Consider the following 21945-nt stretch of genomic DNA (forward strand, 5'->3'; position numbering starts at 1 on the left):
GCTCCCTCGGGGGCAGCGAACCCCGCGCAGCGGGAAGCGTGGGGGCACGTGCCAAATGTGCCCTGATCATGGCCGGTGGTACGGGGGGGCACATCTTCCCCGGCCTGGCGGTCGCCGAAGCCTTGCGTGACAAGGGCTGGCGGGTGCACTGGCTGGGTCACCGCGAGCACATGGAAGGCTTGCTGGTGCCGCCGCGCGGTTTTGCCTTCGAGCACGTGGACTTCGGCGGCGTGCGCGGCAAGGGGCTGCGCAGGTTGCTGCTGCTGCCGTTTCACCTGCTGCGCGCCTTCTGGCAGAGTCTTTGCGTGGTCCGCCGCGTGCGACCCGACGTGATCGTGGGGCTGGGTGGCTACATCGCCTTCCCCGGCGGCATGATGGGCGTGCTGGCGGGCAAGCCATTGGTGCTGCACGAGCAGAATTCCGTCGCCGGTCTGGTGAACAAGGTGTTGTCGGGTGTGGCCCGCCGCGTGTACTCAGCCTTTCCGACCGATCGACCAGGCGCTTTGCGCAAGGCGCAGTGGGTGGGCAATCCCCTGCGTACCGAATTCCTGAATCAAGCGCCACCAGCCGCGCGTTTTGCGGGGCGCCAAGGCCCGCTGCGGGTGCTGGTCGTCGGCGGCAGCCTGGGCGCGCAGGCGCTGAACGACATCGTTCCCAGGGCCCTGGCCTACATCCCGCGCGCGGAACGACCGCAGGTCACGCACCAGAGCGGCGCCCGGCAGATCGAGACCTTGCGCGCCAATTACGCGACCGCTGGCGTGGAAGCCGAACTAACGCCCTTCATCGAGAACACGGCCAGCGCCTACGCGCAGGCTGACCTCGTCATCGCCCGCGCGGGTGCGAGCACGGTGACGGAAGTCGCCGCCATCGGCGCGGCGGCCATCTTCGTGCCTTTCCCGGCCGCGGTGGACGACCACCAGACCGCGAACGCGCGCTTCCTGGTGGATGCGGGCGGGGGCTGGCTCATCCAGCAGCAGGACCTGACGGCTGCGGGCCTGTCCCTGCTGCTGAAAAACGCCTCGCGCGAGGAGTTGCTGCGGCGGGCCGAGGCGGCCTACGCCGTGCGCAAGACGGATGCAACGCAGCGCCTCGTGGCGGCCTGCGAGGAACTGACGGGAGGCGTGGCATGAAACACGCGATCAAAAACATTCATTTCGTCGGCGTGGGCGGCGCCGGCATGTCTGGCATCGCCGAGGTGCTGCACAACCTGGGCTACACGATTTCAGGCTCGGACCTGTCCGACAGCGCCACGCTGCGGCGTCTGGCCGGCCTGGGCATCAAGACCTTCGTGGGGCACATGGCGCAGCATGTCGCGGACGCGGACGCGGTGGTCACCTCCACCGCGGTGAAGGCCGACAACCCCGAGGTGCTGGCCGCGCGCGACAAGCACATTCCCATCGTGCCGCGCGCCGTCATGCTGGCCGAGTTGATGCGCCTCAAGCGTGGCATCGCGATCGCCGGCACGCACGGCAAGACGACCACCACCAGCCTGGTCGCCAGCGTGCTGGCCGAGGCCGGGCTGGACCCGACCTTCGTGATCGGGGGGCGGCTCAACAGCGTGGGTGCGAACGCGCGGCTGGGGCAGGGCGAGTTCATCGTGGTCGAGGCCGACGAAAGCGACGCGTCTTTCCTGAATCTTCTGCCCGTGCTTTCGGTGGTGACCAACATCGACGCCGACCACATGGAGACCTACGGGCACGACTTCGGCCGGCTCAAGCAGGCCTTCGTGGATTTCCTGCACCGCATGCCGTTCTATGGCACGGCCATTCTCTGTACCGACGACGCGGCCGTGCGCGAGGTGGCGGACACCGTGAACTGTCCGATCACCAGCTATGGCTTTGACGAAAGCGCCCAGGTGCGCGCGGTCGATGTGCGGGCGGTGGGTGGGCAGATGCATTTCACGGTGCAGCGGCGCAACGGGGTGGTGTTGTCCGACCTGGACGTGGTGCTCAACCTCGCGGGTCGGCACAACGTGCTCAACGCCTTGTCGGCCATTGCCGTCGCGGCCGAACTGGAAATTCCGGATGCCGCGTTGCTCAAGGCGCTAGCCGAATTCAAGGGTGTGGGTCGGCGTTTCCAACGCTATGGCGAGATGCCTGCCAAGGGCGGGGGCACGTTCACGCTGATCGACGACTACGGCCATCACCCGGTGGAGATGGCGGCGACCTTGGCTGCGGCGCGTGGCGCCTTCCCAGGGAAGCGCCTGGTGCTGGCCTTCCAACCGCACCGCTACACGCGCACGCGCGACTGCTTCGAGGATTTTGTCAAGGTCATCGGCGAGAACGCCGACGCCGTGCTGCTGGCCGAGGTCTACGCGGCGGGCGAGAGCCCGATCGTCGCGGCCGATGGGCGCAGCCTGACCCGCGCCTTGCGTGTGGCGGCCAAGGTGGAGCCGGTGTTCGTGGACGACATCGCCACCATGCCGCAGGCGATTCTGGACACGGCGCGCGCGGGCGACGTGGTGATGTGCATGGGCGCGGGGTCGATTGGCGGTGTGCCCGCGAAAGTGGTGGAGTTGGTGAAATGACGGGTAATGCGAAGTTGAGCGCCGCCGGGCCGTCCCAAGGCGCCAAGGCCCCTGCGGGGAGCGTGGGGGCCAGTGGTCTAGGCAAAGTCGCGGTGCTGATGGGTGGCGCGTCGGCGGAGCGCGAGGTCTCGCTGATGTCGGGCACGGGCGTGCTCAAGGCCTTGCGCGCGCGCGGCGTGGATGCGCACGCCTTCGATCCGTCCGAGCGCGAGTTGGGCGAACTCAAGCGTGAAGGTTATGCCCGCTGCTTCATCGCCCTGCATGGCCGCTTCGGCGAGGATGGCACGGTGCAGGGCGCGCTGGAACTGCTGGGTATTCCTTACACCGGCAGCGGCGTGCTGGCGTCCAGCGTCGCGATGGACAAGGTGATGACCAAGCGCATCTGGCTGGCCGAGGGCCTGCCCACGCCACGCTGGAAGAACGTGACAAGCGCGGAGGAAACCCTCGCCGCGCTGTCGGAGCTCGGCGCGCCGATGATCGTCAAGCCAGCGCGCGAAGGCTCGACCATTGGGCTGACCAAGGTCAGCGACGCCGCTCAGTGCGCGCTGGCCTACCAGTTAGCCGCCCAGCACGACCCGCTGGTGCTGTGCGAGCAATTCATCGCGGGCGACGAGGTGACGGTGCCCGTGATCGGCAGCGGCACCGACGCGCGTGCGCTGCCAGCCATCCGCATTGTCGCGCCCGGCGGCAACTACGACTACGAGCACAAATACTTCAGTGATGACACGCAGTACATCATCCCCAGCGGATTACCCGCGGGAGAGGAGGCGCGCATCCAGCAATTGGTGCTGCGCTCCTTCCATGCCCTGGGTTGTCGGGGCTGGGCACGGGCGGACGTGATGATCGATGCCGCGACCCGGGCCCCCTATCTGCTGGAGATCAACACGTCGCCCGGCATGACGGGCCATTCGCTGGTGCCCATGTCGGCCAAGGCGGCAGGCATCAGCTACGAGGACCTGTGCCTGCGCCTGTTGGCATCGGCCGAGCTCGACCACGCGCGACAAGGTGAGGGCGCATGAGGAAAAAGACGGTGGCCCAGCCTGCGTCCACCGCAAGGGCGGCGGCGGGCCAGGCCGCGCCCGCGAGCGCCACTTTCGACGTGCGCCTGATGAACGGCCTGGCGCGCGCGATGCTGCTGGTCTTCGTGCTGCTGGCGTTGGCCTATTTCGCGCGCTGGGTGATGCAGCGTCCGGTGTTCTCCATCAGCGGCCTGACGGTGCTGGGCGACGTTCGACACAGCAATGCCCCGACCTTGCGCGCCCGTGTCATGCCGCATATCCAAGGCACCTTCCTGACGGTGGATCTGCCGGCCGTGCAGCGTGTGTTCGAAGCGCAACCCTGGGTTCGGCGTGCCGTGGTGCAGCGTGAGTTCCCGAGTCGCCTGCGGGTGATCCTGGAGGAACATCAGCCGGCCGCTTACTGGGGCCAGGAGCAGGGCACCGACCAGGGCGCGGGCGCCCAGGCCCTGCTCAACCGTCAGGGCGAAGTCTTCGAGGCCAACCTGGACGAAGTGGAAACCGAAAACCTGCCGCGCCTGGATGGCCCGGTGGCGCGTGCTGCCGAGGTGCTGTCGATGCAGCGCGACGTGGCGCCGTTGCTGGCCGCGCAAGGCTTGCGCACGGCCAGCCTGGTGCTGACGCCGCGCGGCAATTGGCAATTGGGTGTTCGGCAATTGGCCCCGGCGCCTGTGGGCGGCGCGGCCCTGATCGAACTGGGGGGCGGCGATGCCCCCGAGGTGAAGGCGCGTCTGCAGCGTTTTCTGGACACGGCGGCCCAGGTGGCGGCGCATCACCGGCGCGACCTGACGGCGCTGGAAAGCGCCGATCTGCGATACGCCCAAGGTTATGCGCTACGCCTGCGGGGCGTGAGCACGGTCGCGGCCTTGGACAAGGCGCGGGCAAAGTAAAGGAACAAGCGAAGGACGCGCACCCCCATGGCAAAGGAATACAAGGATTTGGTCGTCGGTCTGGACATCGGCACCGCCAAGGTGATGGCGGTGGTGGCCGAGGTCCTGCACGAAGGCCCCCACGCGGGCGAGCTGCGCCTGGTCGGACTGGGCATTGCGCCCTCGACCGGGCTCAAGCGCGGCGTGGTGGTGAACATTGACGCCACGGTCCACAGCATCCAGCAGGCGCTGCGCGAGGCCGAGCTGATGGCAGATTGCAGGATTTCAAGCGTCTACACCGGCATCACGGGCAGCCACATCCGCGGCATCAACTCCAGTGGCATGGTGGCCGTGAAGGACCGCGAGGTGACCCAGGCCGACGTGGCCCGCGTGGTGGAGACGGCCAAGGCCATCAACATCCCGAATGACCAGCGTCTGTTGCTGGTGGAGCCGCAGGAATTCATCATCGACGGCCAGGACGTGCGCGAGCCGGTCGGCATGAGTGGCATCCGCCTGGAGGCCAAGGTGCACATCGTGACCGGCGCGGCCAGCGCGGCGGAGAATATCGTCAAGTGCGTGCGTCGTTGCGGGCTGGAGGTGGAGCAGCTCATGCTGAACCCGTTGGCCTCCAGCCTCTCGGTGCTGACCGAGGACGAGAAGGAACTGGGCGTGGCCCTGGTGGACATCGGCGCGGGTGCGACCGACGTGGCCGTGTTCACGGGCGGCGCGATCCGCCATACCTCGGTGATCCCGATCGCGGGTGACCTCATCACCAGCGACATCGCCATGGCGCTGCGCACGCCGACCAAGGACGCCGAGGACATCAAGGTCGAGAACGGCTGCGCCAAGCAACTGCTGGCCGATCCGGACGGGCAGCTCGAAGTGCCAGGCCTGGGCGATCGCGGCCCGCGCATGCTGGGCCGGCAGGCGCTGGCTGGCGTGATCGAGCCCAGGGTGGAGGAAATCTTCACCCTGGTGCAGCAGGTGCTGCGCGAATCGGGCTGCGAGGAGGTGTTGTCCTCGGGCATCGTGCTCACGGGAGGCAGCGCCCTGATGCCGGGCATCGTGGAACTGGGGGAAGACATTTTCCTCAAGCCCGTGCGACGCGGCGTGCCGAAGTTCTCGGGCCGAGGTGCCGAGCTGGTGGGCCAGCCCCGGGCCGCCACCGTGATGGGCATGCTGGAAGAGGCGCGCCTGGCCCGTTTGCGCGGCTACCGCGTGAGCACGGGCAACCCCCTGCACACGGTCAAGAGCAAGGTCACGCGGCTGCGCGACTGGTTCATCAGCAACTTCTGAGGCGAGGCCCGGACATGACGACGCTTTACCTGTGCCAACTGGCCCGAGGCAGCCCGGGCCGAAGTCCGCGGCGCCGCTGGCGACGGGCGCGCGCGAGCGGATGAGGGCCGACGCATGAGAACAACAAGCCGCAAGGCAAGACGCAAATTCAATCAATCAAGGCAACTGACACGGATGGCAAGGAGCAAGCTATGAGCAGCATGAACATCGAAATCATCGACGAATCCGAATTCGATCGCGGCACGCAGATCAAGGTCATCGGCGTGGGCGGCGGCGGCGGCAACGCGGTCGAACACATGATCGAGCGTGACGTGCAGGGCGTGGAGTTCATCTGCGCCAACACCGACGCCCAGGCCCTGAGCCGCAGCAGCGCCGCCCGCAAAATCCAGCTGGGCCGCAGTGGCCTGGGCGCGGGCAGCAAGCCCGAGAAGGGGCGCGAGGCGGCCGAGGCGGCGGAAGACCAGATCCGCGAGGCCGTCAGCGGCGCGCACATGCTGTTCATCACCGCGGGCATGGGCGGCGGCACAGGCACGGGCGCGGCGCCAGTGATCGCGCGCATCGCGCGTGAGATGGGCATCCTCACCGTGGCCGTGGTGACCAAGCCTTTCGAATGGGAGGGTGGCCGCCGCATGATCAACGCCGACGCGGGCCTGGCCGAGCTGGAAGCCAATGTCGACTCCCTCATCGTCGTGCTCAACGAGAAGCTGCTGGAAGTGCTGGGCGATGAAATCACGCAGGCCCAAGCCTTTTCCTACGCCAACGATGTGCTCAAGAACGCGGTGGGCGGCATCGCCGAGATCATCACCACGCCGGGCGAGCTGAACGTGGACTTCAACGACGTGCGTTCGGTCATGGGCGAACCTGGCAAGGCCATGATGGGCACGGCCCGCGCCAGCGGTCCGGACCGCGCGCGCATCGCTGCCGAGCAGGCCGTGGCCAGCCCCTTGCTGGAAGGCATCGATCTGTCCGGCGCGCGCGGCGTGCTGGTGCTCATCACCGCCTCCAAGGACAACTTCAAGCTGGCCGAGACCAAGCTGGCCATGAACACCATCCGTGCCTACGCCGCGCCCGAGGCCATGGTGATTTTCGGCACGGCCTACGACGACAGCCTGGGCGAGGATCTGCGTGTGACGGTGGTCGCCACCGGCCTGTCCATCCGCCAGGGCGGGCGCCGTACCGCGCCGCCCCTGCAGGTGCTGCGCACCGGAACCCATGACGCCGTGGGCGCCCCCCTGCAGGTGCCGACGCTGAACAACCCGATCAACGCGGCGCCCGTGGCCGCGCCGCCGACACTGACCCAACCCCTGGGCCAGCCGATGTCGCAGCCGGCGGCCCAGCCTTTTTCGTCGTCCCAATCCTACGGCGCGCCGCTGGGGCAGTCGGCGGCGTCCCTGGGTGCTGCCGCCGCCTCGGCCAGCGCCGCGCGCGCCGCCGCTCAGGCCCGAGTGGCCGAGCGCACTGCCGCTGCGCAGGGCAATCTGCCGGGCATGACGCCGCCCGCTCCGCCGCAGGCGGACTACAACCAGATGGCCTCGCCCGCCGTCTGGCGCACCCGCGACCGCACCCAGGCCGCGGCCAAGGTGGATGCATTGTCGGCGGGGGGGATGGAGGATCTGGAGATTCCCGCCTTCCTGCGCAAGCAAGCTGATTGACGGATGTAAAGCTGCTGCGCGGGCCTATATTGCATCTGCGGTGCGCGCCGTACAGGAAGTACGGCTGTGCTCCTCGCCGCAACCTCGACCCGCTCGCTACGCTTTCCATTCCGTCAATCGCGAGATGTGTTCAGAGACGGGATCGTTTGTCACCACAAGCAAACTATTGCCGCGATAGTCAAGGTTTCTGCGGCAGAACAGGCCCTGTGAGGGTCTACTAACTTAAAATAGTGGCCATGTTGCAACAACGCACCCTCAAATCCCTCACCCGTGCGGTGGGCGTGGGCCTGCACGGCGGCCAACGCGTGGAGATCACGCTGCGCCCCGCGCAGCCAGACACCGGTATCGTGTTCCGTCGCGTGGACCTGCCCGAGCCGGTGGACATTCCCGTGGGTGCACTGACGGTGAGCGACACGCGCATGGCGTCGACCCTCAGTCATGGCGGGGCGCGGGTGAACACGGTGGAGCACCTGATGTCGGCCTGCGCGGGCCTGGGCATCGACAACCTCTACATCGACATCACCGCGGAGGAAGTGCCCATCCTGGATGGCTCCTCGGCCAGCTTTGTCTTCCTGCTGCAGAGCGCGGGCATCGAGCTGCAGAACGCGCCCAAGCGCTTCGTGCGCGTCAAGAAGCCGGTCGAGGTGCGCGAGGGCGAAGGCCAGAACGTCAAGTGGGCGCGCCTGGACCCCTTCCACGGCTACAAGCTCAGCTTCGAGATCGACTTCCACCATCCCGCGGTGGATTCCACCGGCCAGCGCGTGGAGTTCGACCTGAGCGTGCACAACTACTCGCGCGACATCGCCCGCGCGCGCACCTTCGGTTTCACCAAGGACGTGGAGATGATGCGCGCCAACGGCCTGGCCCTGGGCGGCGGCATGGACAACGCCATCGTCATGGACGACTACAAGGTGCTCAATGCAGGTGGCCTGCGCTACGACGACGAGTTCGTGAAGCACAAGATCCTCGACGCCATGGGCGACCTCTACGTTCTGGGCAAGCCGCTGCTGGCCAGTTACACCGCCTTCCGCTCCGGTCATGGCATGAACAACAAGCTCTTGCGCGAGCTGTTGGCGAACGAGGATGCCTGGGAGGTCGTGACCTTCGAGAACGAGAAGCTCGCGCCCAAGGGTTACGCGCAATTGGCGCGTGCCTGGTAAGCGGCCTGCGCCTCTCGAAGCACATTTCACACGTTCACAAGTCAGCGAGTCTTCTTTCCATGCTGCTGTTCCGCTGGGCCATGCTCTTGCTGCTGCTGGGTGCGGCAGTTAGTTTCGCTTTCTATGCCGGCACCGGCCAGTCCCGCTATCGCCGCTGGGGGCTGATCACGCTCAAGTGGACCATCATCGCCGCGCTGCTCTTCTTCGCGGTGCTGATCGTCACGCGCATCGCCTGAAACCTGAATCGGGCAGGGCGCGCGGCGTCCCTTGCGTGGCGCGCGCTGCGCCCTAGGTCGCAGCGAGGTCTGATCAGAGGTAGTGCGCCGTCGTCGTCATCACCTTGGCGGCGGCGCGCATCAGGCCCTTGACCGGGCCGGGCAGTTCCGTGCCGCCCGCGTCCAGAGCCTCCGAGGCATGGCCCGCCTCGTCCTTGCTCATCTGCGCCACGATGGCGCGCGAGGTCGTGTCGCCTGTGGGAAGACGCTCCAGGTGACTGTCCAGGTGCGCTTCCACCTGGCGCTCGGTCTCCACCACAAAACCCAGGCTGATGGCATTGCCCATGCGCCCCGCCAGCAGGCCGATGCCGAAGGCCCCGGCGTACCACAGCGGGTTGAGCACGGAGGGGCGTGAGCCCAGTTCGTCCAGACGCTGCTTCGTCCACGCCAGGTGGTCAGTTTCTTCGTCGCAGGCGCGCATGAAGTGTCGGCGCAGCATCGGGTCGGGCGTGGTCAAGGCCTGCGCGGTGTACAGCGCCTGGGCGCAGACCTCGCCCACGTGGTTCACACGCATCAGCGCCGCGGACAGGCGCTTCTCTTCCGCGTTCAGTTCCTGCGTCTTCGCCGAGTCCATTGCCGAGCGCGCGGCGCTTGGCGTGGGGCGGGTTGCGCGGGGCGGCGCGAACAGCGTGCGCAACGCCGTGTCGGCGGCGGTGAGCAGGGCATCTGGGAAAGACTCGGGCACATGGCTTGAACGCATGGCGGGATTGTGCCTCGGCTGAACGAGGCGGGCGGGCATGGTCTCTGACGCAGATCAAACGACATGATCGGTGCGGCATCGAGGCACTTGCGTTCATGCGGTGTACATCAGCGCATCGCGAAGAAGGCAAGGGGCAGCATGGGACAGGATGGTGTGTCGCGCATGACTTAATCACTGACCGCCGGGTCACTAAGTTCATGAGGACATGTGTTGTGTTCAGCACGGAAGGCATCGACTGCCACAGACCAGGCGATGAGATATCGATGACGGAAATTTGACCCTGCAGTGTTTGTTGCCTCAGCACCACAGCAAGTGTGACAAAGCAGTGACTTCAGGGTTTTCACGTTGTCTTGCACCTAGGCCTTCTGGTGCAATAGCGCCCAACTTCCTTGCTAGAGGAGGTGAACCAGGGGTCCATCCCAGCGTCGTACGGCTTCACCGCCTGCTGCTGTTTCGGCCTCTTGAAGAACCCAGTCTTGGGACCTCTTGTTTAACCTTTGGAGAACTTTCCACATGAAAAAGACCCTGATTGCCGTGGCTGCGCTGACGGCTGCTGCTGGCGCGATGGCCGACGTGACGATCACTGGTGTGTTTGACACCACGTTGCGCATGTCCAGCTTTGACAATGGTGCCGGCACGGAAGTGAAGACGACACAAGTTGGTCGTGATGGTTCTGGCACTTCTGGCTTGTACTTCTCTGCTACGGAAGACTTGGGCGACGGCTTGAAGGCTCTTGGCTTCGCGGAAATCGATGCCAGCCCGTTCGAAGCTGCCACCGTGTTCAATGGAGGCGAGAAGTACGCCGGCCTGCAAGGTGCTTTCGGTACCATCAAGATCGGTTCTCCCAATACCCCGAGCCTGTCGGTCCAAAGTGGTCTGCGTGGCGGTCTGTTTGGTACCAAGGACGGTGGCCGTGCTTCCGCTGGCGGCTCCAATGTTGGTGGCAACTCCAGCTTCATTGACACGAGCACCCTGATGGGCGTGTCGCTGACGCGTTTCACTGGTTCTGTCCGCTATGACACGCCTTCTTTCAGTGGCTTCAGCGCGGCTGTGAACTTTGTGCCTGAGTCGGATGACAAAGAACTGGGCACCGCTCCTGCAGGTGGTGGTTATGTTGCTGGTGACGCTGTTCCGGCGCAAGGTGCTCTGACCGATATCGGCCTGTTCTACAAGGCTGGCCCGATCAATGCCGGTTTGACGATGTATTCGAAGGATGAAGATCTGGGCGGCTGGACGACCGGTGCCCCTACCACTGCGCAAAAGCTGGGTTCCGCCAAGACCACCCAAACCAGCTTCGGTCTGCAGTTCAACGCTGGTTTTGCAATCTTCGGCGTGGGCATGAACAAGACCAAGCTTGAAGGTGGTATCGCCGATCTTGACACCGAAATCACAGGCTCCAATGTACTGGCCACCGTGCCGCTGTCTGAAGCTCTGAGTCTGGGTGTCAACTATCAGATGGCGGAAGTGAAGGACGGTGACAAGTACAGCCAAGTCGCTGTTGGTGCGAACTATGCACTCAGCAAGATGACTTCGGTCTATGCGCGCTATGTGTCCGGTACCTCGGATGCTGATGGCGATCCGAAGGCGACGACGACGCTGGTCGGTCTGATGACTAAGTTCTGATCCTCCGCTGACGCAAGTCAGCTTGTGATCTGAAGTTCAACCCCTGCTGCGGCAACGCGGCAGGGGTTTTTGTTTCTGGGGGCCGTCAACAATATAAGCCAGTGGGCTGCATGCCACGAATGCTACGTTCTCGGCACAGTTAGAATGCACCCCGTGCCGCCTTAGCTCAGTTGGTAGAGCAACCGCCTTGTAAGCGGTAGGTCGTCAGTTCGAATCCGACAGGCGGCACCAGGCAGATTCGCGCAAGCAGCTGCCATCCATTTTGTGAAACCCGCACGCCGTTTGCCGGCGTGGCGGGTTTTTTGTTTTCCGGGGCAACTTGGGTCAATTGGCGGGCGATTGCACCTTGATCCGGATGCTGTCCACCGGCAGGCCTTGGCTGCGCAGGCGGGTTTCGAAGGCTGGCAGCAGTTGTCGAATTTTCGCGGCGGCTGCGTTATTTTTAACAATCAGACACCAATTGCGCCCCTCTATGGGGCCTGCCAGCACCGCTGGATGTAACACCGCTGGTAATATCGGTCGAATGGCCAGTAGCCGGGCCTGTGATTCCCGGCTGAGTTCGCTCAAATGAGCCAGCACCGGCGACGCTTGGGCGGCTTCTTGCAGGCTCAGGGGAAGGTGCTGGCGGGACGTATGGGCGTTCATGCGGGGCGGCTGGTTGCCGATATACCAATGGCTTGATGCTGGGGTGTCGCTGCGGGGCTGAGAGCCTGGCGCGCTGAGCTGGCCCGCAACGGAAAGGGAAGACGATGCATGTGATTATCACGGACCCCACATGGGTGTCCAAGCGGCGTTCCATCCATCTGAACGGCACGCAACTGCTGCTCGCGGGTGTGACCGCGATGCTTGTGCTGCTGATGGCCGCCGCAGGTCTCTACCACTGGGTGTTTCTGAAGGGGGCGCGCGAGAACTGGCCGGTGATCGGCTCCCTGGTCCGCTGGATGGTGCAGGACGAGATGGCCCTGCGTGAGCGTTTCATGCGCGACAACCTGGACGCGATGGCGCGTCGCATTGGCGAGATGCAGGCCAAATTGCTGCAACTGGAATCACTGAGCGAGCGCGTGGCCGGCATGGCTGGCATTGACCCTGCTCAGGTGCGCGCCAAGCCGGGTCAGGGCGGCGCCTTGGTCGAGGGCTTGGACAGCCGTCCCTTGTCCATGCAAGAACTGCAAAAAATCATGTCCGATCTGGAGCGTGCCACGCGCCGGCGCACGGACATGATGGCGGTGGCCGAGTCGCGTCTGTTCGAGCAGAAGGTGCGTACGATGATGATCCCGACCTCGCATCCGGTGGAGTTTGGGTTTGGCTCGGGCTTTGGCTGGCGCATCGATCCGTTCACGGGCCGCGCGGCCCTGCATACGGGCATCGATTATCAGACGCCGCTGGGCACGCCGGTGCTGGCGGCGGCGGGCGGTGTGGTGGTGACGTCCGAACTGCGGCCCGATTACGGCAACCTGCTCGAAATCGATCACGGCAAGGACCTGATCACCCGGTACGCGCACAACTCCAAGCTGCTGGTCAAGAAGGGTGACCTGATCAAGCGCGGCCAGCGGGTGGCCTTGTCGGGCAATACCGGTCGTTCGACCGGCCCGCACATGCATTTCGAGGTGCTGGTGCGTGGTGTGCCCCAGGATCCGAATAAATTCATGAATGCCAGCCGCAGCCGGCTGGATCAGCAGCTCCGCTTCGCCGCCACCATCCAGCCGAGCGGCTTGCCGCCCAGGCCGGTGCGCGTGATGGAGACTGGCACGGATGCCGCGCCGTTGGAGTCTGCAAATCTGGACGCGGCCCATGCCGCAGCTGCCCAGGCGGGCGGCAAGGCGCTCGCGGTTCCGCCCGTCACGGCTCAGCCGGTCCCGCATTGACACCTCGGCGCGTGGTGCTCTACCTGCCGGGTAGAATGCGCCGTTCAGCCGCGCCCGTCGGCCTGGCACGCGGGCGGCGGGCTTCCATATTCAACCTATCGGTCATCGGATAAGAGTCCCGGGCCTGTCCCGCCCAAGCGGCGCGGTGGCTGGCCGGGACGCGTCGCGTTCATGGGCATCAACATCCTCACCAAAATCTTCGGCAGCCGCAACGAGCGCCTGCTCAAGCAATACCGCGCCGTGGTCGCGCGCATCAACGCACTGGAACCGGGTCTGACCCAACTGGACGACACGGCTCTGCAGGCCAAGACGTCGGAGTTCCGTCAGCGTGTCGCCCAGGGCGAGAGCCTCGAGAAACTGCTGCCTGAGGCTTTTGCCGTGGTGCGCGAGGCCTCGCGCCGGGTGATGAAGATGCGCCATTTCGACGTGCAACTGATCGGCGGCATGGCCCTGCATCAAGGCAAGGTGGCCGAGATGCGCACCGGTGAAGGCAAGACGCTGACGGCCACGCTGGCGGTGTATCTGAATGCACTGGCCGGTCAGGGCGTGCACGTGGTAACGGTGAACGACTATCTGGCGGGTCGCGACGCGCGCTGGATGGAGAAGCTCTACAACTTCCTGGGCCTGACGGTCGGCATCAACCTGCCGCAGATGCCGCGGGAGCAGAAGCAGGCCGCCTACGCCGCCGACATCACCTACGGCACGAACAACGAATACGGCTTCGACTACCTGCGTGACAACATGGTGTACGAGGCGGCGGACCGTGTGCAGCGCGGCCTGCACTACGCCATCGTGGACGAAGTGGACTCCATCCTGATCGATGAAGCGCGCACGCCGCTCATCATCAGTGGACAGGCCGAGGACCACACGGCCCTCTACCTGGCCATCAACAAGCTCGCCCCGCAACTCACGCGCCAGGAAGGCGAAGCCGATCCGCGCACGGGCGAGGGTGTCATCAAGCCCGGCGACTTCACGGTGGACGAAAAGAGCCATCAGGTCTTCTTGACCGAATCCGGGCATGAAAAAGCAGAGGCTCTGTTGGCCCAGGCGGGCCTGCTGCCCGAGGGCGCGAGCCTGTACGACCCGGCGCACATTTCGCTGATGCACCACTTGAACGCGGGCCTGCGCGCGCGTCACCTCTACCATCGTGACCAGCATTACGTGGTGCAGGAGGGGCAGGTTGTCATCGTCGACGAGTTCACGGGGCGCCTGATGACGGGCCGTCGCTGGAGCGACGGTCTGCACCAGGCCGTCGAGGCCAAGGAAGGCGTGAAGATCCAGGCCGAAAACCAGACCCTGGCCAGCATCACCTTCCAGAACTACTTCCGTCTCTACGGCAAGCTGGGCGGCATGACGGGTACTGCCGACACCGAGGCCTACGAGTTCCAGGAAATCTACGGGCTGGAGACGGTGGTCATTCCGCCGCACCGGCCCAGCCGCCGACAGGACCAGCTCGACCGTGTCTACAAGAGCACGCAAGAGAAGTACCAGGCCGCCATCGCCGACATCCGCGAATGCTATGAGCGAGGTCAGCCGGTGCTGGTGGGCACGACCTCGATCGAGAACTCCGAGATCATCGACAAGTTGCTGGACGCTGCCAAGCTGCCGCACCAGGTGCTCAACGCCAAGCAGCATGCGCGCGAGGCGGACATCATCGCCCAGGCCGGTCGCCTGAAGGCCATCACCATCGCCACCAACATGGCGGGTCGCGGCACGGACATCGTGCTGGGCGGCAATGTTGAAAAGCTGGTCGAGGCCGTTGAATCCGATCCGGCGCTCGACGCAGTTGCGAAGCAGCGCAAGATCGAGACCCTGCGTGCGCAGTGGAGCGAAGAGCACGAGAAAGTGGTGGCGCTGGGTGGCCTGCGCATCATCGCCACTGAGCGGCACGAGAGCCGACGCATCGACAACCAGCTGCGTGGCCGTTCGGGCCGCCAGGGTGACCCGGGCTCCTCGCGTTTCTACCTGAGTCTGGATGACGCGCTGATGCGCATCTTCGCGGGCGACCGCGTGCGTGCGATCATGGAGCGCCTCAAAATGCCCGAGGGCGAGGCCATCGAGGCGGGCATCGTCACGCGCAGCATCGAAAGCGCGCAGCGCAAGGTCGAGGCACGCAACTTCGACGTCCGCAAGCAATTGCTCGAATACGACGACGTGGCGAACGATCAGCGCAAGGTGATTTACCAGCAGCGCAACGCCATCATCGACGCGCCCGATCTCTCGGCCCAGATCGCCGGTCTGCGCGAAGGCTGTTTCACCGACCTCGTCCACCAGTACGTGCCCGAGGGTTCGGTGGAGGAGCAATGGGACCTGTCCGGCCTGGAAAAGGCCTTGCACGATGAATGGCAGCTTCAACTGCCCCTGCGCCAGACCGTGGAGCAGGCCGAAGCCATCAGCGACGAGGACATCTTGGAGCAGGTGCTGGCCGCCGCCCACGCGTCCTACAAGGGCAAGGTCGATCTGGTCGGGGTCGAGCAGTTCACCCAGTTCGAGCGCATGGTGCTGCTGCAGAGCATTGACACGCACTGGCGCGAGCACCTGAGCGCACTGGACTACCTGCGCCAGGGCATCCATCTGCGTGGCTACGCCCAGAAGCAGCCCAAGCAGGAGTACAAGCGCGAGGCTTTTGAGCTCTTCGGCCTCCTGCTCGATGCGATCAAGAACGACGTCACCCGCATGCTGATGACGGTGCGCGTGCAGTCCAGCGAACAGATTGGCCAGGCCGCCGAGGCGCTGGAGCAGCAGGGCGAGCATCTGAGCAATGTGCGTTACACCGCGCCCACGGAAACCGGCGAGGCAGAGACCCTCTTGGATGCCACCACCGCAGTGGCGGCCGTGCCCAAAGTCGGCCGCAACGATCCTTGCCCCTGCGGTAGCGGCAAGAAGTACAAGCACTGCCACGGGAAGCTGAACTGATCCTCGACTTTCGCTCACTGCGTGCGGCTTGGATCTCCTCTTTCAGAGAAAGAGCTCAGTTGGTTCGGCGCGCGCCCACTTGCAGCGATGCCTCTCTGCTGAAAGAGTTTTCTCATGCCCGTCAACCTCTCCGCCCCCAACCCCGCTGAACTCTTGCCCATCGCGGGCGTGCGCATCGGTATCGCCGAAGCCGGTGTGCGCAAGGCGAATCGCAAGGACCTGACGGTCTTTCTGCTGGACGAGGGTGCGACGGTGGCTGGCGTGTTCACGCAGAACCGTTTCTGCGCCGCGCCGGTGCAGGTCTGCCGCGAGCATCTGGCCCAGGCCGGCAACCGCGTCCGAGCCTTGGTGATCAACACGGGCAACGCAAACGCCGGCACCGGCGCCGATGGTCTGCGCCGTGCGCGCGAAACCTGCGATGCGCTGGCACTGCAGCTGAACGTCGCGCGCGAGCAAGTCTTGCCTTTCTCGACCGGCGTCATCATGGAACCGCTGCCGCACGACCGCATCATCGCGGGCCTGCCCGCGGCCCTGGCCGATGCCAAGAGCGGCGCATCCGGCGCGCAATGGCTGCGTGCCGCCGAAGGCATCATGACCACGGACACCCTGCCCAAGGCCATCAGTGCGCGCGCCGACATCGGGGGTGCGACCGTCAACATCACGGGCATCAGCAAGGGCGCCGGCATGATCCGCCCGAACATGGCGACCATGCTGGGGTATCTCGCCACCGACGCGAAGCTCAGCCCGACCGTCGCGCGGCAACTCGCCTTTGAGCTGGCCGAAGGGTCGTTCAATCGCGTGACGGTGGACGGTGACACGTCGACCAATGATTCCTTCGTCCTGATCGCCAGCAATCAGGCTGTGCACGCCGAGATCACCTCGCTGGACAGCGCTGAAGGTCGCGCGCTCAAGACTGCGTTGCTGGCCGTGGCCCGTCAGTTGGCCCAAGCGCTGGTGCGCGACGGCGAAGGTGCGACGAAGTTCATCACCGTGCGGGTGGAGGGAGGCCGTACGGCCGAGGAATGCCGTCTGGCTGCCTATGCGATCGCGCATTCGCCATTGGTCAAGACCGCGTTTTATGCCAGCGACCCGAACCTGGGGCGCATCTTGGCGGCCGTGGGCTATGCCGGGATCACCGATCTGGACCAGGGCGGCATCGATCTCTACCTGGATGATGTGCACGTGGCTGTCCAGGGCGGACGTCATCCCAATTACCGGGAAGAAGACGGCCAACGTGTGATGAAGCAAAGCGAGATCACCGTGCGTGTGGTGTTGGGGCGCGGGCAGGCCGTGGACACGGTCTGGACCTGTGACTTCAGCCACGACTACGTGTCCATCAATGCGGACTACCGTAGCTGATACGGCGGGTGGCGCATGAACGAGCAATTCCTACGTCTGTTGGAGCGCGCTGAACAGGTGCTGGCCCGGGTCGAAGCCGTCCTGCCCTTGCCCGCGGGGACCTTCGCGCAACCGGACTGGACCGCGTCCATCGCCTTCCGTTACCGCAAGCGCAGTTCGGGCCAGGGCCTGATCGAGCCAGTGCGCCATGTCGGGCGCATGCAGTTGGATGACCTGAAGGAAATCGAGCCGCAAAAGGACAAGATCCTGCGCAACACCGAACAGTTCGTGCGCGGCTTGCCCGCGAACAACGTGCTGCTGACGGGCGCGCGCGGTACGGGCAAGTCTTCGCTGATCCGAGCCTGTCTGCACGCCTACGCCGACCAAGGCCTGCGCCTGATCGAGGTCGACAAGAGCGATCTGGTGGATTTGCCCGACATCGTCGAGGTGATCGCGCAGCGGCCCGAGAAGTTCATCATCTTCTGCGATGACCTCAGTTTCGAGGACGGCGAGGGTGGCTACAAGGCGCTCAAGTCCATCCTGGACGGCTCGGTGGCCGCAGCCACGCCCAACGTCGTGATCTACGTGACCAGCAACCGCCGTCACCTGTTGCCCGAGCACATGAAGGACAACCTCAGCTACACCACCAGCGAGGACGGTGAAATCCATCCCGGCGAGGTGGTGGAGGAGAAGATCTCCCTGTCCGAGCGTTTCGGCCTGTGGGTCAGCTTCTACCCCTTCAGCCAGGACGAGTACCTGAGCATCGCAGCGCAGTGGCTGCGCTCCTTCGGTGTCGGCGAGGCCGACATCACCCAGGCGCAGCCCGAGGCTCTGGTCTGGGCGCTGGAGCGTGGCTCGCGCAGCGGGCGCGTGGCCTACCAATTCGCGCGTGATTACGCTGGGCGGCACGGCGCATGACGACGGGCCGCGCCTCGCTTCTTGCCGTCCACGTCGCGCCCAAGGGGCGCCTGGCCGTTACGCTCACTGCCCTTGGGCGGTTCTCATGAGCGAACCGCGCCAGCACACCGAGGTCGCCGTCGGTATCCTGATCCGGGATGACGGTGCTTTGCTTCTGTCCAGTCGGCCCGAGGGCAAACCCTATGCCGGCTACTGGGAGTTTCCGGGTGGCAAGCTGGAAGCGGGTGAAACCGTGGCCCAGGCCCTGCGGCGCGAACTGATCGAGGAACTCGGCGTGACCATCTCCGACGCCGAGGTCTGGAAAGTCACCGAGCACGACTACCCGCATGCCTTGGTGCGCCTGCATTGGTGCAAGGTGCGCGCCTGGTCGGGCGAGTTCGAGATGCGCGAAGGCCAGCAGATGGCCTGGCAGACTTTCCCGCTCACGGTCTCGCCCGTGCTGCCAGGGGCCTATCCGGTGCTGGATTGGCTGGAAGCGGAGCATTCCCGCAGCGCCTAGCGCAGCGCGCGCTGCCCCGCAAGGTTGTAGGCAAGCCGTTAAACGAAGAGGCCGCCACGCACTTGCCGTGTGCGGCGGGGGATCATTACTTCTTCAGATAGACGGCCTGCTGCAGCCCCTTGGTGATGTCCCGGTTCAGATTGCCCAGCCATCCCTTGGGTTGGCTGGGGGTTCTGTTTTCATTGATCGTCCCGAGGTTGTAAGTGCGATATCCGACACAGTAGGCCTGAATCTGCTTGTCCGAAATCAGATAGGTGACGGTGGCTTCGCTGCCGCGATGGTTGAGATAGATCACCACGCGCCCTTCGCTGTCTTCCTTGATGTTCCAGTCGCGTCCCATGGAAGCCATGACAACCACCTTATGCACATCCTGGACAGTCAGTTGGTCGGACGGCACATTGATGCTGAAAGCCAGTTCCCCCTCGGGGGTTTCGGTCGCGTGCACCGAGGCGATTGGCAGCAGCAGCGCTGCGGAAACTGCGGCGAGCACAGACCAGAATTTGTGACGCATCATCCCTTTACTCCAATTGGTTGAAACCGCTGGGCGACCCTTGCACGCCCAGGGCGGTGTGCGCATCTTAATCTTCGCGAGACATCGCTCGCCGCCGTTCACGCGTTGATCTGCATCGCTGGACGTGCCTGCACGCGCGTCAGCCAGGCCTTGACGTGCGGATGCGCATCCACCGGCGCCCCGATGTAGACGCTGTAGCCGATGACAGAGCCCACCACCAGGTCAACCAGCGAGTAGTCCGCCCCGAGCATCCAGGGTTGCGCGGCCAAGCGCGCATCCAGGAGGGCCAGCAACTGGCTGAGCCCCTGCCGGGCAGTGTCGGCATGGACCGGGTGGCGCAGCGCTTCCTCGCCTTGTGTCGCGACCTGCAGGCGCACGAGCACCGCGCCGTAAGTGACGTAGGACCAAGTACACCAGGACATGGCCTGCAGGTGTTCGGGCGTACCGCCTTTGGGCCACAGCCCGCGTTCCACGCCAAAGCTGTGGCCGAGCCACAAGTGGATAGCCAAGGCTTCGAACATGGGGGCGCCGTTCACGGTCAGGGTCGGGACCTTGCCGTTGGGGTTGAGCGCCAGGTAACCCGGGCGGCGCTGCTCGCCGGTGTGGATGTCGATCTTCACCCGCTCATGCGGCACGCCCAGCTCGGTCAGGGCGCAGGCGATGGGGGTGGCGCTGGACATCGGGTGCCAGTAGAGGACGATGGACATGGAAAGCTCCTTGGGGGTGGTTAAGGTGCCCGCACTGTAGGTTCTATTGCGGACAGTTTCGGCCCTCAATAAAAGGTAAAGTCAGGCTCATGCTGAGTTCCTCCTCCCGCCTGCTGCGTCTGCTGTCCCTGCTGCAGACCCGCAGCCATTGGGGCGGCACCGAGCTGGCTGAGCGTCTGGCCGTGCATCCGCGCACGCTGCGGCGCGACATCGACCGGTTGCGCCAACTGGGTTATCCGGTGCACGCCAGCAGTGGCGTCGCGGGTGGGTATGCCTTCCGGGCAGGCCAGGCCTTGCCACCCCTGCTGCTCGAAGACGAGGAGGCCCTTGCAGTGTCGATCGCCTTGCGCACGGCGACGGCGGGCGCGGTGGGCGGCATCGAAGAGCCGGCCTTGCGCGCATTGGTCAAGTTGGAGCAGGCCATGCCGGTGCGCTTGCGCCGCCGCGTGGACGCCTTGCGCTCGGCCATCCTGCCCCTGGATCGCACCGGCCCCATCGTGGACGCCACGCTACTGGCCACGCTGGCGGTGGCCTGTCGCGACCAATTGCGGCTGGAACTGAGCTACACCGACATCCGCGGGCGCAGCGCCATGCGCAGGCTGGAGCCTCAGGGCGTGGTGCACACGGGGCAGCGCTGGTATCTCGTGGCCTGGGACCTGACGCGCGCGGACTGGCGAACCTTTCGTCTCGATCGCATCGTGGGCGAGCCCGCGGTGGGCGCGCATTTCGCGCCGCGCGCCGGGCCCGAAGGCGGTGATCTGCGCGCTTACGTGTCGCGTTCACTGGCAGTGGCACCTTTTCCCGAGCAGGCGCGCGTGGTGCTGCATGCGCCTCATGCAGTCATGGTGCGCCGCATTCCGCCCTCGGCTGGCGTGCTACAGCCGCTGGACGACCAGCGCTGTTTGCTGGACTGGGGCGCGCACGGGCTCGACCCGCTGGTGTACTGGCTGCTGGCGCTGGACGTGGATTTCGAGGTGCTGATGCCGTCCGCACTCAAGGACAGACTGCGCGCGGTCGGAGAGCGGGCCGCGCGTTGCACGCGGACTTAGCCTTGGGCCTAGGGCGTGCCGCCTCTTTCTGCTTACTGCAGGCGCGGGTCGCCGTACTGCTCGTCTTCCGGTGGTGCTTCGGTCGGCACGCGAAAGCTCTCGCTGGCCCAGGCGCCCAGATCCACCTTCTTGCAGCGGTCGCTGCAGAAAGGCCGATAAGGATTGCTGGGAGCGAAGAGGCTGTCGCCGCCGCAGCGCGGGCAAGGGACCACGCGGGGCGGTGGCGGCGTATCGCTCGGTTGCGGATTCATCGCGGATGGCTGCGGCTCAGGCGCAGAGGGTCAGCTCGAAGCTCGTGTCCTCGGTGCTGGCGTGCAGCCGGTCATTGTCGTCCTTGCGCATCAGGCGGATCGACAGCATCAACCGATTGCCGCTGATCTCGGGGATGAGCCCCAAGGCGGGGTCGATCACCAAGCGCAACAATTGAAAGGCGCGGCCCTGTGGCAGGGCCTGCTGGTACTGGCCGCCGTTGGCCAGCACTTTCTGCGGCACCCCTGAATCGCGTTGCAGCGTGAGCAGCAGGGTGATGGCGGCGGCCAGCGGAGTCAGAGGGCTGATCCAGCGGTGCAGGTCGGCGCGGCGGCGTTCCGCGCTTTCGTTCTGCCAGGCGAAGTAGGCGGGCAGGTCGAAGGCGCAGGCTCCGCCAGGAATGTTGATGCGGCTGCGGATGCCCATCAGCCACTCGTTCTCCATCAGCATGGCGCCGGTCTTGCCCGTCAGACTGGTGAGCTGGCCGTAGCTTTCGTCGAGCTGTTGCAGCACCTCGTCCAGCACGGCCTGCGCGATGCCGGGCTTGTCTCGGTAGCCATTGAGCATCTGCTTTTGCTTTTCGAGGTCGCGCAGCACTTCGGCGCGCAGGTCGGAGCGCATGCCGACCTCCATCACCTCGAACAGGCTGGCGAGCGCGTAATGGTGGTCCAGCGCTTCTTCGCGCGCGACCAGCTCGAGCAGGCGGCGAAACAGACTCTCCAGTCGGAGGTAGGTCCGTATACGTTCGTTGAAGGGGTATTCGTAAGTGATCACA

Annotated in this window: 21 protein-coding genes and 1 tRNA gene; 16 read left to right on the top strand and 6 right to left on the bottom strand. The window is 65.3% G+C overall.

What is annotated here, in order from left to right:
- The first annotated feature begins 68 nt into the window (after positions 1 to 68).
- The 8 genes from murG to DW355_RS17790 all read left to right on the top strand — a co-directional run bounded on the left by murG (position 69) and on the right by DW355_RS17790 (position 8756).
- Positions 69 to 1130 carry an undecaprenyldiphospho-muramoylpentapeptide beta-N-acetylglucosaminyltransferase gene (gene murG, locus DW355_RS06445; RefSeq protein WP_131278598.1) on the top strand — a complete coding sequence of 354 codons (1062 nt, stop codon included), beginning with the start codon at positions 69 to 71 and terminating at the stop codon, positions 1128 to 1130.
- A complete protein-coding gene (gene murC, locus DW355_RS06450; protein WP_131278600.1) occupies positions 1127 to 2527 on the top strand; it encodes a UDP-N-acetylmuramate--L-alanine ligase in 1401 nt (466 codons plus the stop codon). The genes murG and murC overlap by 4 nt, the downstream gene beginning before the upstream one ends.
- Positions 2528 to 2541: 14 nt before the next feature.
- Positions 2542 to 3546: a D-alanine--D-alanine ligase gene (locus DW355_RS06455; RefSeq protein WP_131282398.1), complete on the top strand. Its 1005-nt coding sequence runs from the start codon at positions 2542 to 2544 to the stop codon at positions 3544 to 3546.
- Complete coding sequence (locus DW355_RS06460; RefSeq protein ID WP_131278602.1) at positions 3543 to 4433, top strand: cell division protein FtsQ/DivIB; 891 nt, start codon at positions 3543 to 3545, stop codon at positions 4431 to 4433. Before DW355_RS06455 ends, DW355_RS06460 begins: the two co-directional genes overlap by 4 nt.
- A gap of 27 nt (positions 4434 to 4460) precedes the next feature.
- Positions 4461 to 5708, top strand: a complete 1248-nt coding sequence (ftsA, locus tag DW355_RS06465; RefSeq protein ID WP_131278604.1) for a cell division protein FtsA — start codon at positions 4461 to 4463, stop codon at positions 5706 to 5708.
- 200 nt (positions 5709 to 5908) lie between these two features.
- Entirely contained in the window at positions 5909 to 7360 is a 1452-nt protein-coding gene (ftsZ, locus tag DW355_RS06470) for a cell division protein FtsZ (RefSeq protein WP_242671364.1), read from the top strand.
- Between the two features lie 236 nt (positions 7361 to 7596).
- The gene (gene lpxC / locus DW355_RS06480) at positions 7597 to 8520 is read left to right on the top strand and encodes a UDP-3-O-acyl-N-acetylglucosamine deacetylase (protein ID WP_131278606.1); all 924 of its coding nucleotides are present in this window, start codon (positions 7597 to 7599) and stop codon (positions 8518 to 8520) included.
- 59 nt (positions 8521 to 8579) lie between these two features.
- Positions 8580 to 8756, top strand: coding sequence for a hypothetical protein (locus DW355_RS17790; RefSeq protein WP_165493136.1), 177 nt, complete (start codon positions 8580 to 8582; stop codon positions 8754 to 8756).
- A gap of 73 nt (positions 8757 to 8829) precedes the next feature.
- Here the strand turns inward: DW355_RS17790 and coq7 are convergent, their stop codons facing one another.
- Positions 8830 to 9495 (bottom strand): 2-polyprenyl-3-methyl-6-methoxy-1,4-benzoquinone monooxygenase, encoded by a 666-nt coding sequence (gene coq7 / locus DW355_RS06485; RefSeq protein WP_131278608.1) that lies wholly within the window; start codon positions 9493 to 9495, stop codon positions 8830 to 8832.
- A gap of 513 nt (positions 9496 to 10008) precedes the next feature.
- Between coq7 and DW355_RS06490 the strand changes: the two genes are divergently transcribed.
- Entirely contained in the window at positions 10009 to 11118 is a 1110-nt protein-coding gene (locus DW355_RS06490) for a porin (protein ID WP_131278610.1), read from the top strand.
- 155 nt (positions 11119 to 11273) lie between these two features.
- A tRNA-Thr gene (locus DW355_RS06495) sits at positions 11274 to 11349 on the top strand.
- Positions 11350 to 11442: 93 nt separating this feature from the next.
- Here DW355_RS06495 and DW355_RS06500 read toward each other — a convergent pair.
- Positions 11443 to 11763 carry a hypothetical protein gene (locus DW355_RS06500; protein ID WP_131278612.1) on the bottom strand — a complete coding sequence of 107 codons (321 nt, stop codon included), beginning with the start codon at positions 11761 to 11763 and terminating at the stop codon, positions 11443 to 11445.
- A gap of 104 nt (positions 11764 to 11867) precedes the next feature.
- Between DW355_RS06500 and DW355_RS06505 the strand changes: the two genes are divergently transcribed.
- The 5 genes from DW355_RS06505 (at position 11868) to DW355_RS06525 (ending at position 18654) form a co-directional block, all read left to right on the top strand.
- A complete protein-coding gene (locus DW355_RS06505) occupies positions 11868 to 12983 on the top strand; it encodes a M23 family metallopeptidase (protein ID WP_131278614.1) in 1116 nt (371 codons plus the stop codon).
- A gap of 171 nt (positions 12984 to 13154) precedes the next feature.
- Complete coding sequence (gene secA, locus DW355_RS06510) at positions 13155 to 15899, top strand: preprotein translocase subunit SecA (RefSeq protein ID WP_131278616.1); 2745 nt, start codon at positions 13155 to 13157, stop codon at positions 15897 to 15899.
- A gap of 114 nt (positions 15900 to 16013) precedes the next feature.
- The gene (argJ, locus tag DW355_RS06515) at positions 16014 to 17258 is read left to right on the top strand and encodes a bifunctional glutamate N-acetyltransferase/amino-acid acetyltransferase ArgJ (protein ID WP_131278618.1); all 1245 of its coding nucleotides are present in this window, start codon (positions 16014 to 16016) and stop codon (positions 17256 to 17258) included.
- Between the two features lie 15 nt (positions 17259 to 17273).
- Positions 17274 to 18155, top strand: a complete 882-nt coding sequence (locus DW355_RS06520) for an ATP-binding protein (protein WP_131278620.1) — start codon at positions 17274 to 17276, stop codon at positions 18153 to 18155.
- Positions 18156 to 18240: 85 nt separating this feature from the next.
- Positions 18241 to 18654 carry an NUDIX domain-containing protein gene (locus DW355_RS06525; protein ID WP_131278622.1) on the top strand — a complete coding sequence of 138 codons (414 nt, stop codon included), beginning with the start codon at positions 18241 to 18243 and terminating at the stop codon, positions 18652 to 18654.
- Between the two features lie 85 nt (positions 18655 to 18739).
- Here the strand turns inward: DW355_RS06525 and DW355_RS06530 are convergent, their stop codons facing one another.
- Together DW355_RS06530 and DW355_RS06535 are read right to left on the bottom strand one after the other, a co-directional pair.
- A complete protein-coding gene (locus DW355_RS06530) occupies positions 18740 to 19267 on the bottom strand; it encodes a hypothetical protein (protein ID WP_165493137.1) in 528 nt (175 codons plus the stop codon).
- The gene (locus DW355_RS06535; RefSeq protein ID WP_131278625.1) at positions 19264 to 19872 is read right to left on the bottom strand and encodes a glutathione S-transferase family protein; all 609 of its coding nucleotides are present in this window, start codon (positions 19870 to 19872) and stop codon (positions 19264 to 19266) included. Before DW355_RS06535 ends, DW355_RS06530 begins: the two co-directional genes overlap by 4 nt.
- Positions 19873 to 19961: 89 nt before the next feature.
- On the opposite strand from DW355_RS06535, the gene DW355_RS06540 reads away from it, so the two are divergent.
- Positions 19962 to 20921 (top strand): helix-turn-helix transcriptional regulator, encoded by a 960-nt coding sequence (locus DW355_RS06540; RefSeq protein WP_131278627.1) that lies wholly within the window; start codon positions 19962 to 19964, stop codon positions 20919 to 20921.
- Positions 20922 to 20953: 32 nt separating this feature from the next.
- Here the strand turns inward: DW355_RS06540 and DW355_RS06545 are convergent, their stop codons facing one another.
- Entirely contained in the window at positions 20954 to 21172 is a 219-nt protein-coding gene (locus DW355_RS06545; RefSeq protein WP_131278629.1) for a DNA gyrase inhibitor YacG, read from the bottom strand.
- 16 nt (positions 21173 to 21188) lie between these two features.
- Complete coding sequence (gene zapD, locus DW355_RS06550) at positions 21189 to 21944, bottom strand: cell division protein ZapD (protein ID WP_131278631.1); 756 nt, start codon at positions 21942 to 21944, stop codon at positions 21189 to 21191.
- Between the last annotated feature and the right edge of the window lies 1 nt (position 21945).

It is taken from the genome of Hylemonella gracilis (assembly GCF_004328645.1).
GTDB lineage: Bacteria > Pseudomonadota > Gammaproteobacteria > Burkholderiales > Burkholderiaceae_C > Hylemonella > Hylemonella gracilis_B.

Bases quoted from the DNA above. Each gene is read 5' to 3' on its own strand.
- DW355_RS06500 (WP_131278612.1), bottom strand. From the start codon at position 11,763: ATGAACGCCCATACGTCCCGCCAGCACCTTCCCCTGAGCCTGCAAGAA.
- ftsA (WP_131278604.1), top strand. From the start codon at position 4,461: ATGGCAAAGGAATACAAGGATTTGGTCGTCGGTCTGGACATCGGCACC.
- DW355_RS06520 (WP_131278620.1), top strand. From the start codon at position 17,274: ATGAACGAGCAATTCCTACGTCTGTTGGAGCGCGCTGAACAGGTGCTG.
- DW355_RS06545 (WP_131278629.1), bottom strand. From the start codon at position 21,172: ATGAATCCGCAACCGAGCGATACGCCGCCACCGCCCCGCGTGGTCCCT.
- murG (WP_131278598.1), top strand. From the start codon at position 69: ATGGCCGGTGGTACGGGGGGGCACATCTTCCCCGGCCTGGCGGTCGCC.
- lpxC (WP_131278606.1), top strand. From the start codon at position 7,597: ATGTTGCAACAACGCACCCTCAAATCCCTCACCCGTGCGGTGGGCGTG.
- DW355_RS06540 (WP_131278627.1), top strand. From the start codon at position 19,962: ATGCTGAGTTCCTCCTCCCGCCTGCTGCGTCTGCTGTCCCTGCTGCAG.
- coq7 (WP_131278608.1), bottom strand. From the start codon at position 9,495: ATGCGTTCAAGCCATGTGCCCGAGTCTTTCCCAGATGCCCTGCTCACC.
- murC (WP_131278600.1), top strand. From the start codon at position 1,127: ATGAAACACGCGATCAAAAACATTCATTTCGTCGGCGTGGGCGGCGCC.
- DW355_RS17790 (WP_165493136.1), top strand. From the start codon at position 8,580: ATGCTGCTGTTCCGCTGGGCCATGCTCTTGCTGCTGCTGGGTGCGGCA.
- ftsZ (WP_242671364.1), top strand. From the start codon at position 5,909: ATGAACATCGAAATCATCGACGAATCCGAATTCGATCGCGGCACGCAG.
- secA (WP_131278616.1), top strand. From the start codon at position 13,155: ATGGGCATCAACATCCTCACCAAAATCTTCGGCAGCCGCAACGAGCGC.
- DW355_RS06525 (WP_131278622.1), top strand. From the start codon at position 18,241: ATGAGCGAACCGCGCCAGCACACCGAGGTCGCCGTCGGTATCCTGATC.
- DW355_RS06460 (WP_131278602.1), top strand. From the start codon at position 3,543: ATGAGGAAAAAGACGGTGGCCCAGCCTGCGTCCACCGCAAGGGCGGCG.
- DW355_RS06490 (WP_131278610.1), top strand. From the start codon at position 10,009: ATGAAAAAGACCCTGATTGCCGTGGCTGCGCTGACGGCTGCTGCTGGC.
- DW355_RS06535 (WP_131278625.1), bottom strand. From the start codon at position 19,872: ATGTCCATCGTCCTCTACTGGCACCCGATGTCCAGCGCCACCCCCATC.
- argJ (WP_131278618.1), top strand. From the start codon at position 16,014: ATGCCCGTCAACCTCTCCGCCCCCAACCCCGCTGAACTCTTGCCCATC.
- DW355_RS06505 (WP_131278614.1), top strand. From the start codon at position 11,868: ATGCATGTGATTATCACGGACCCCACATGGGTGTCCAAGCGGCGTTCC.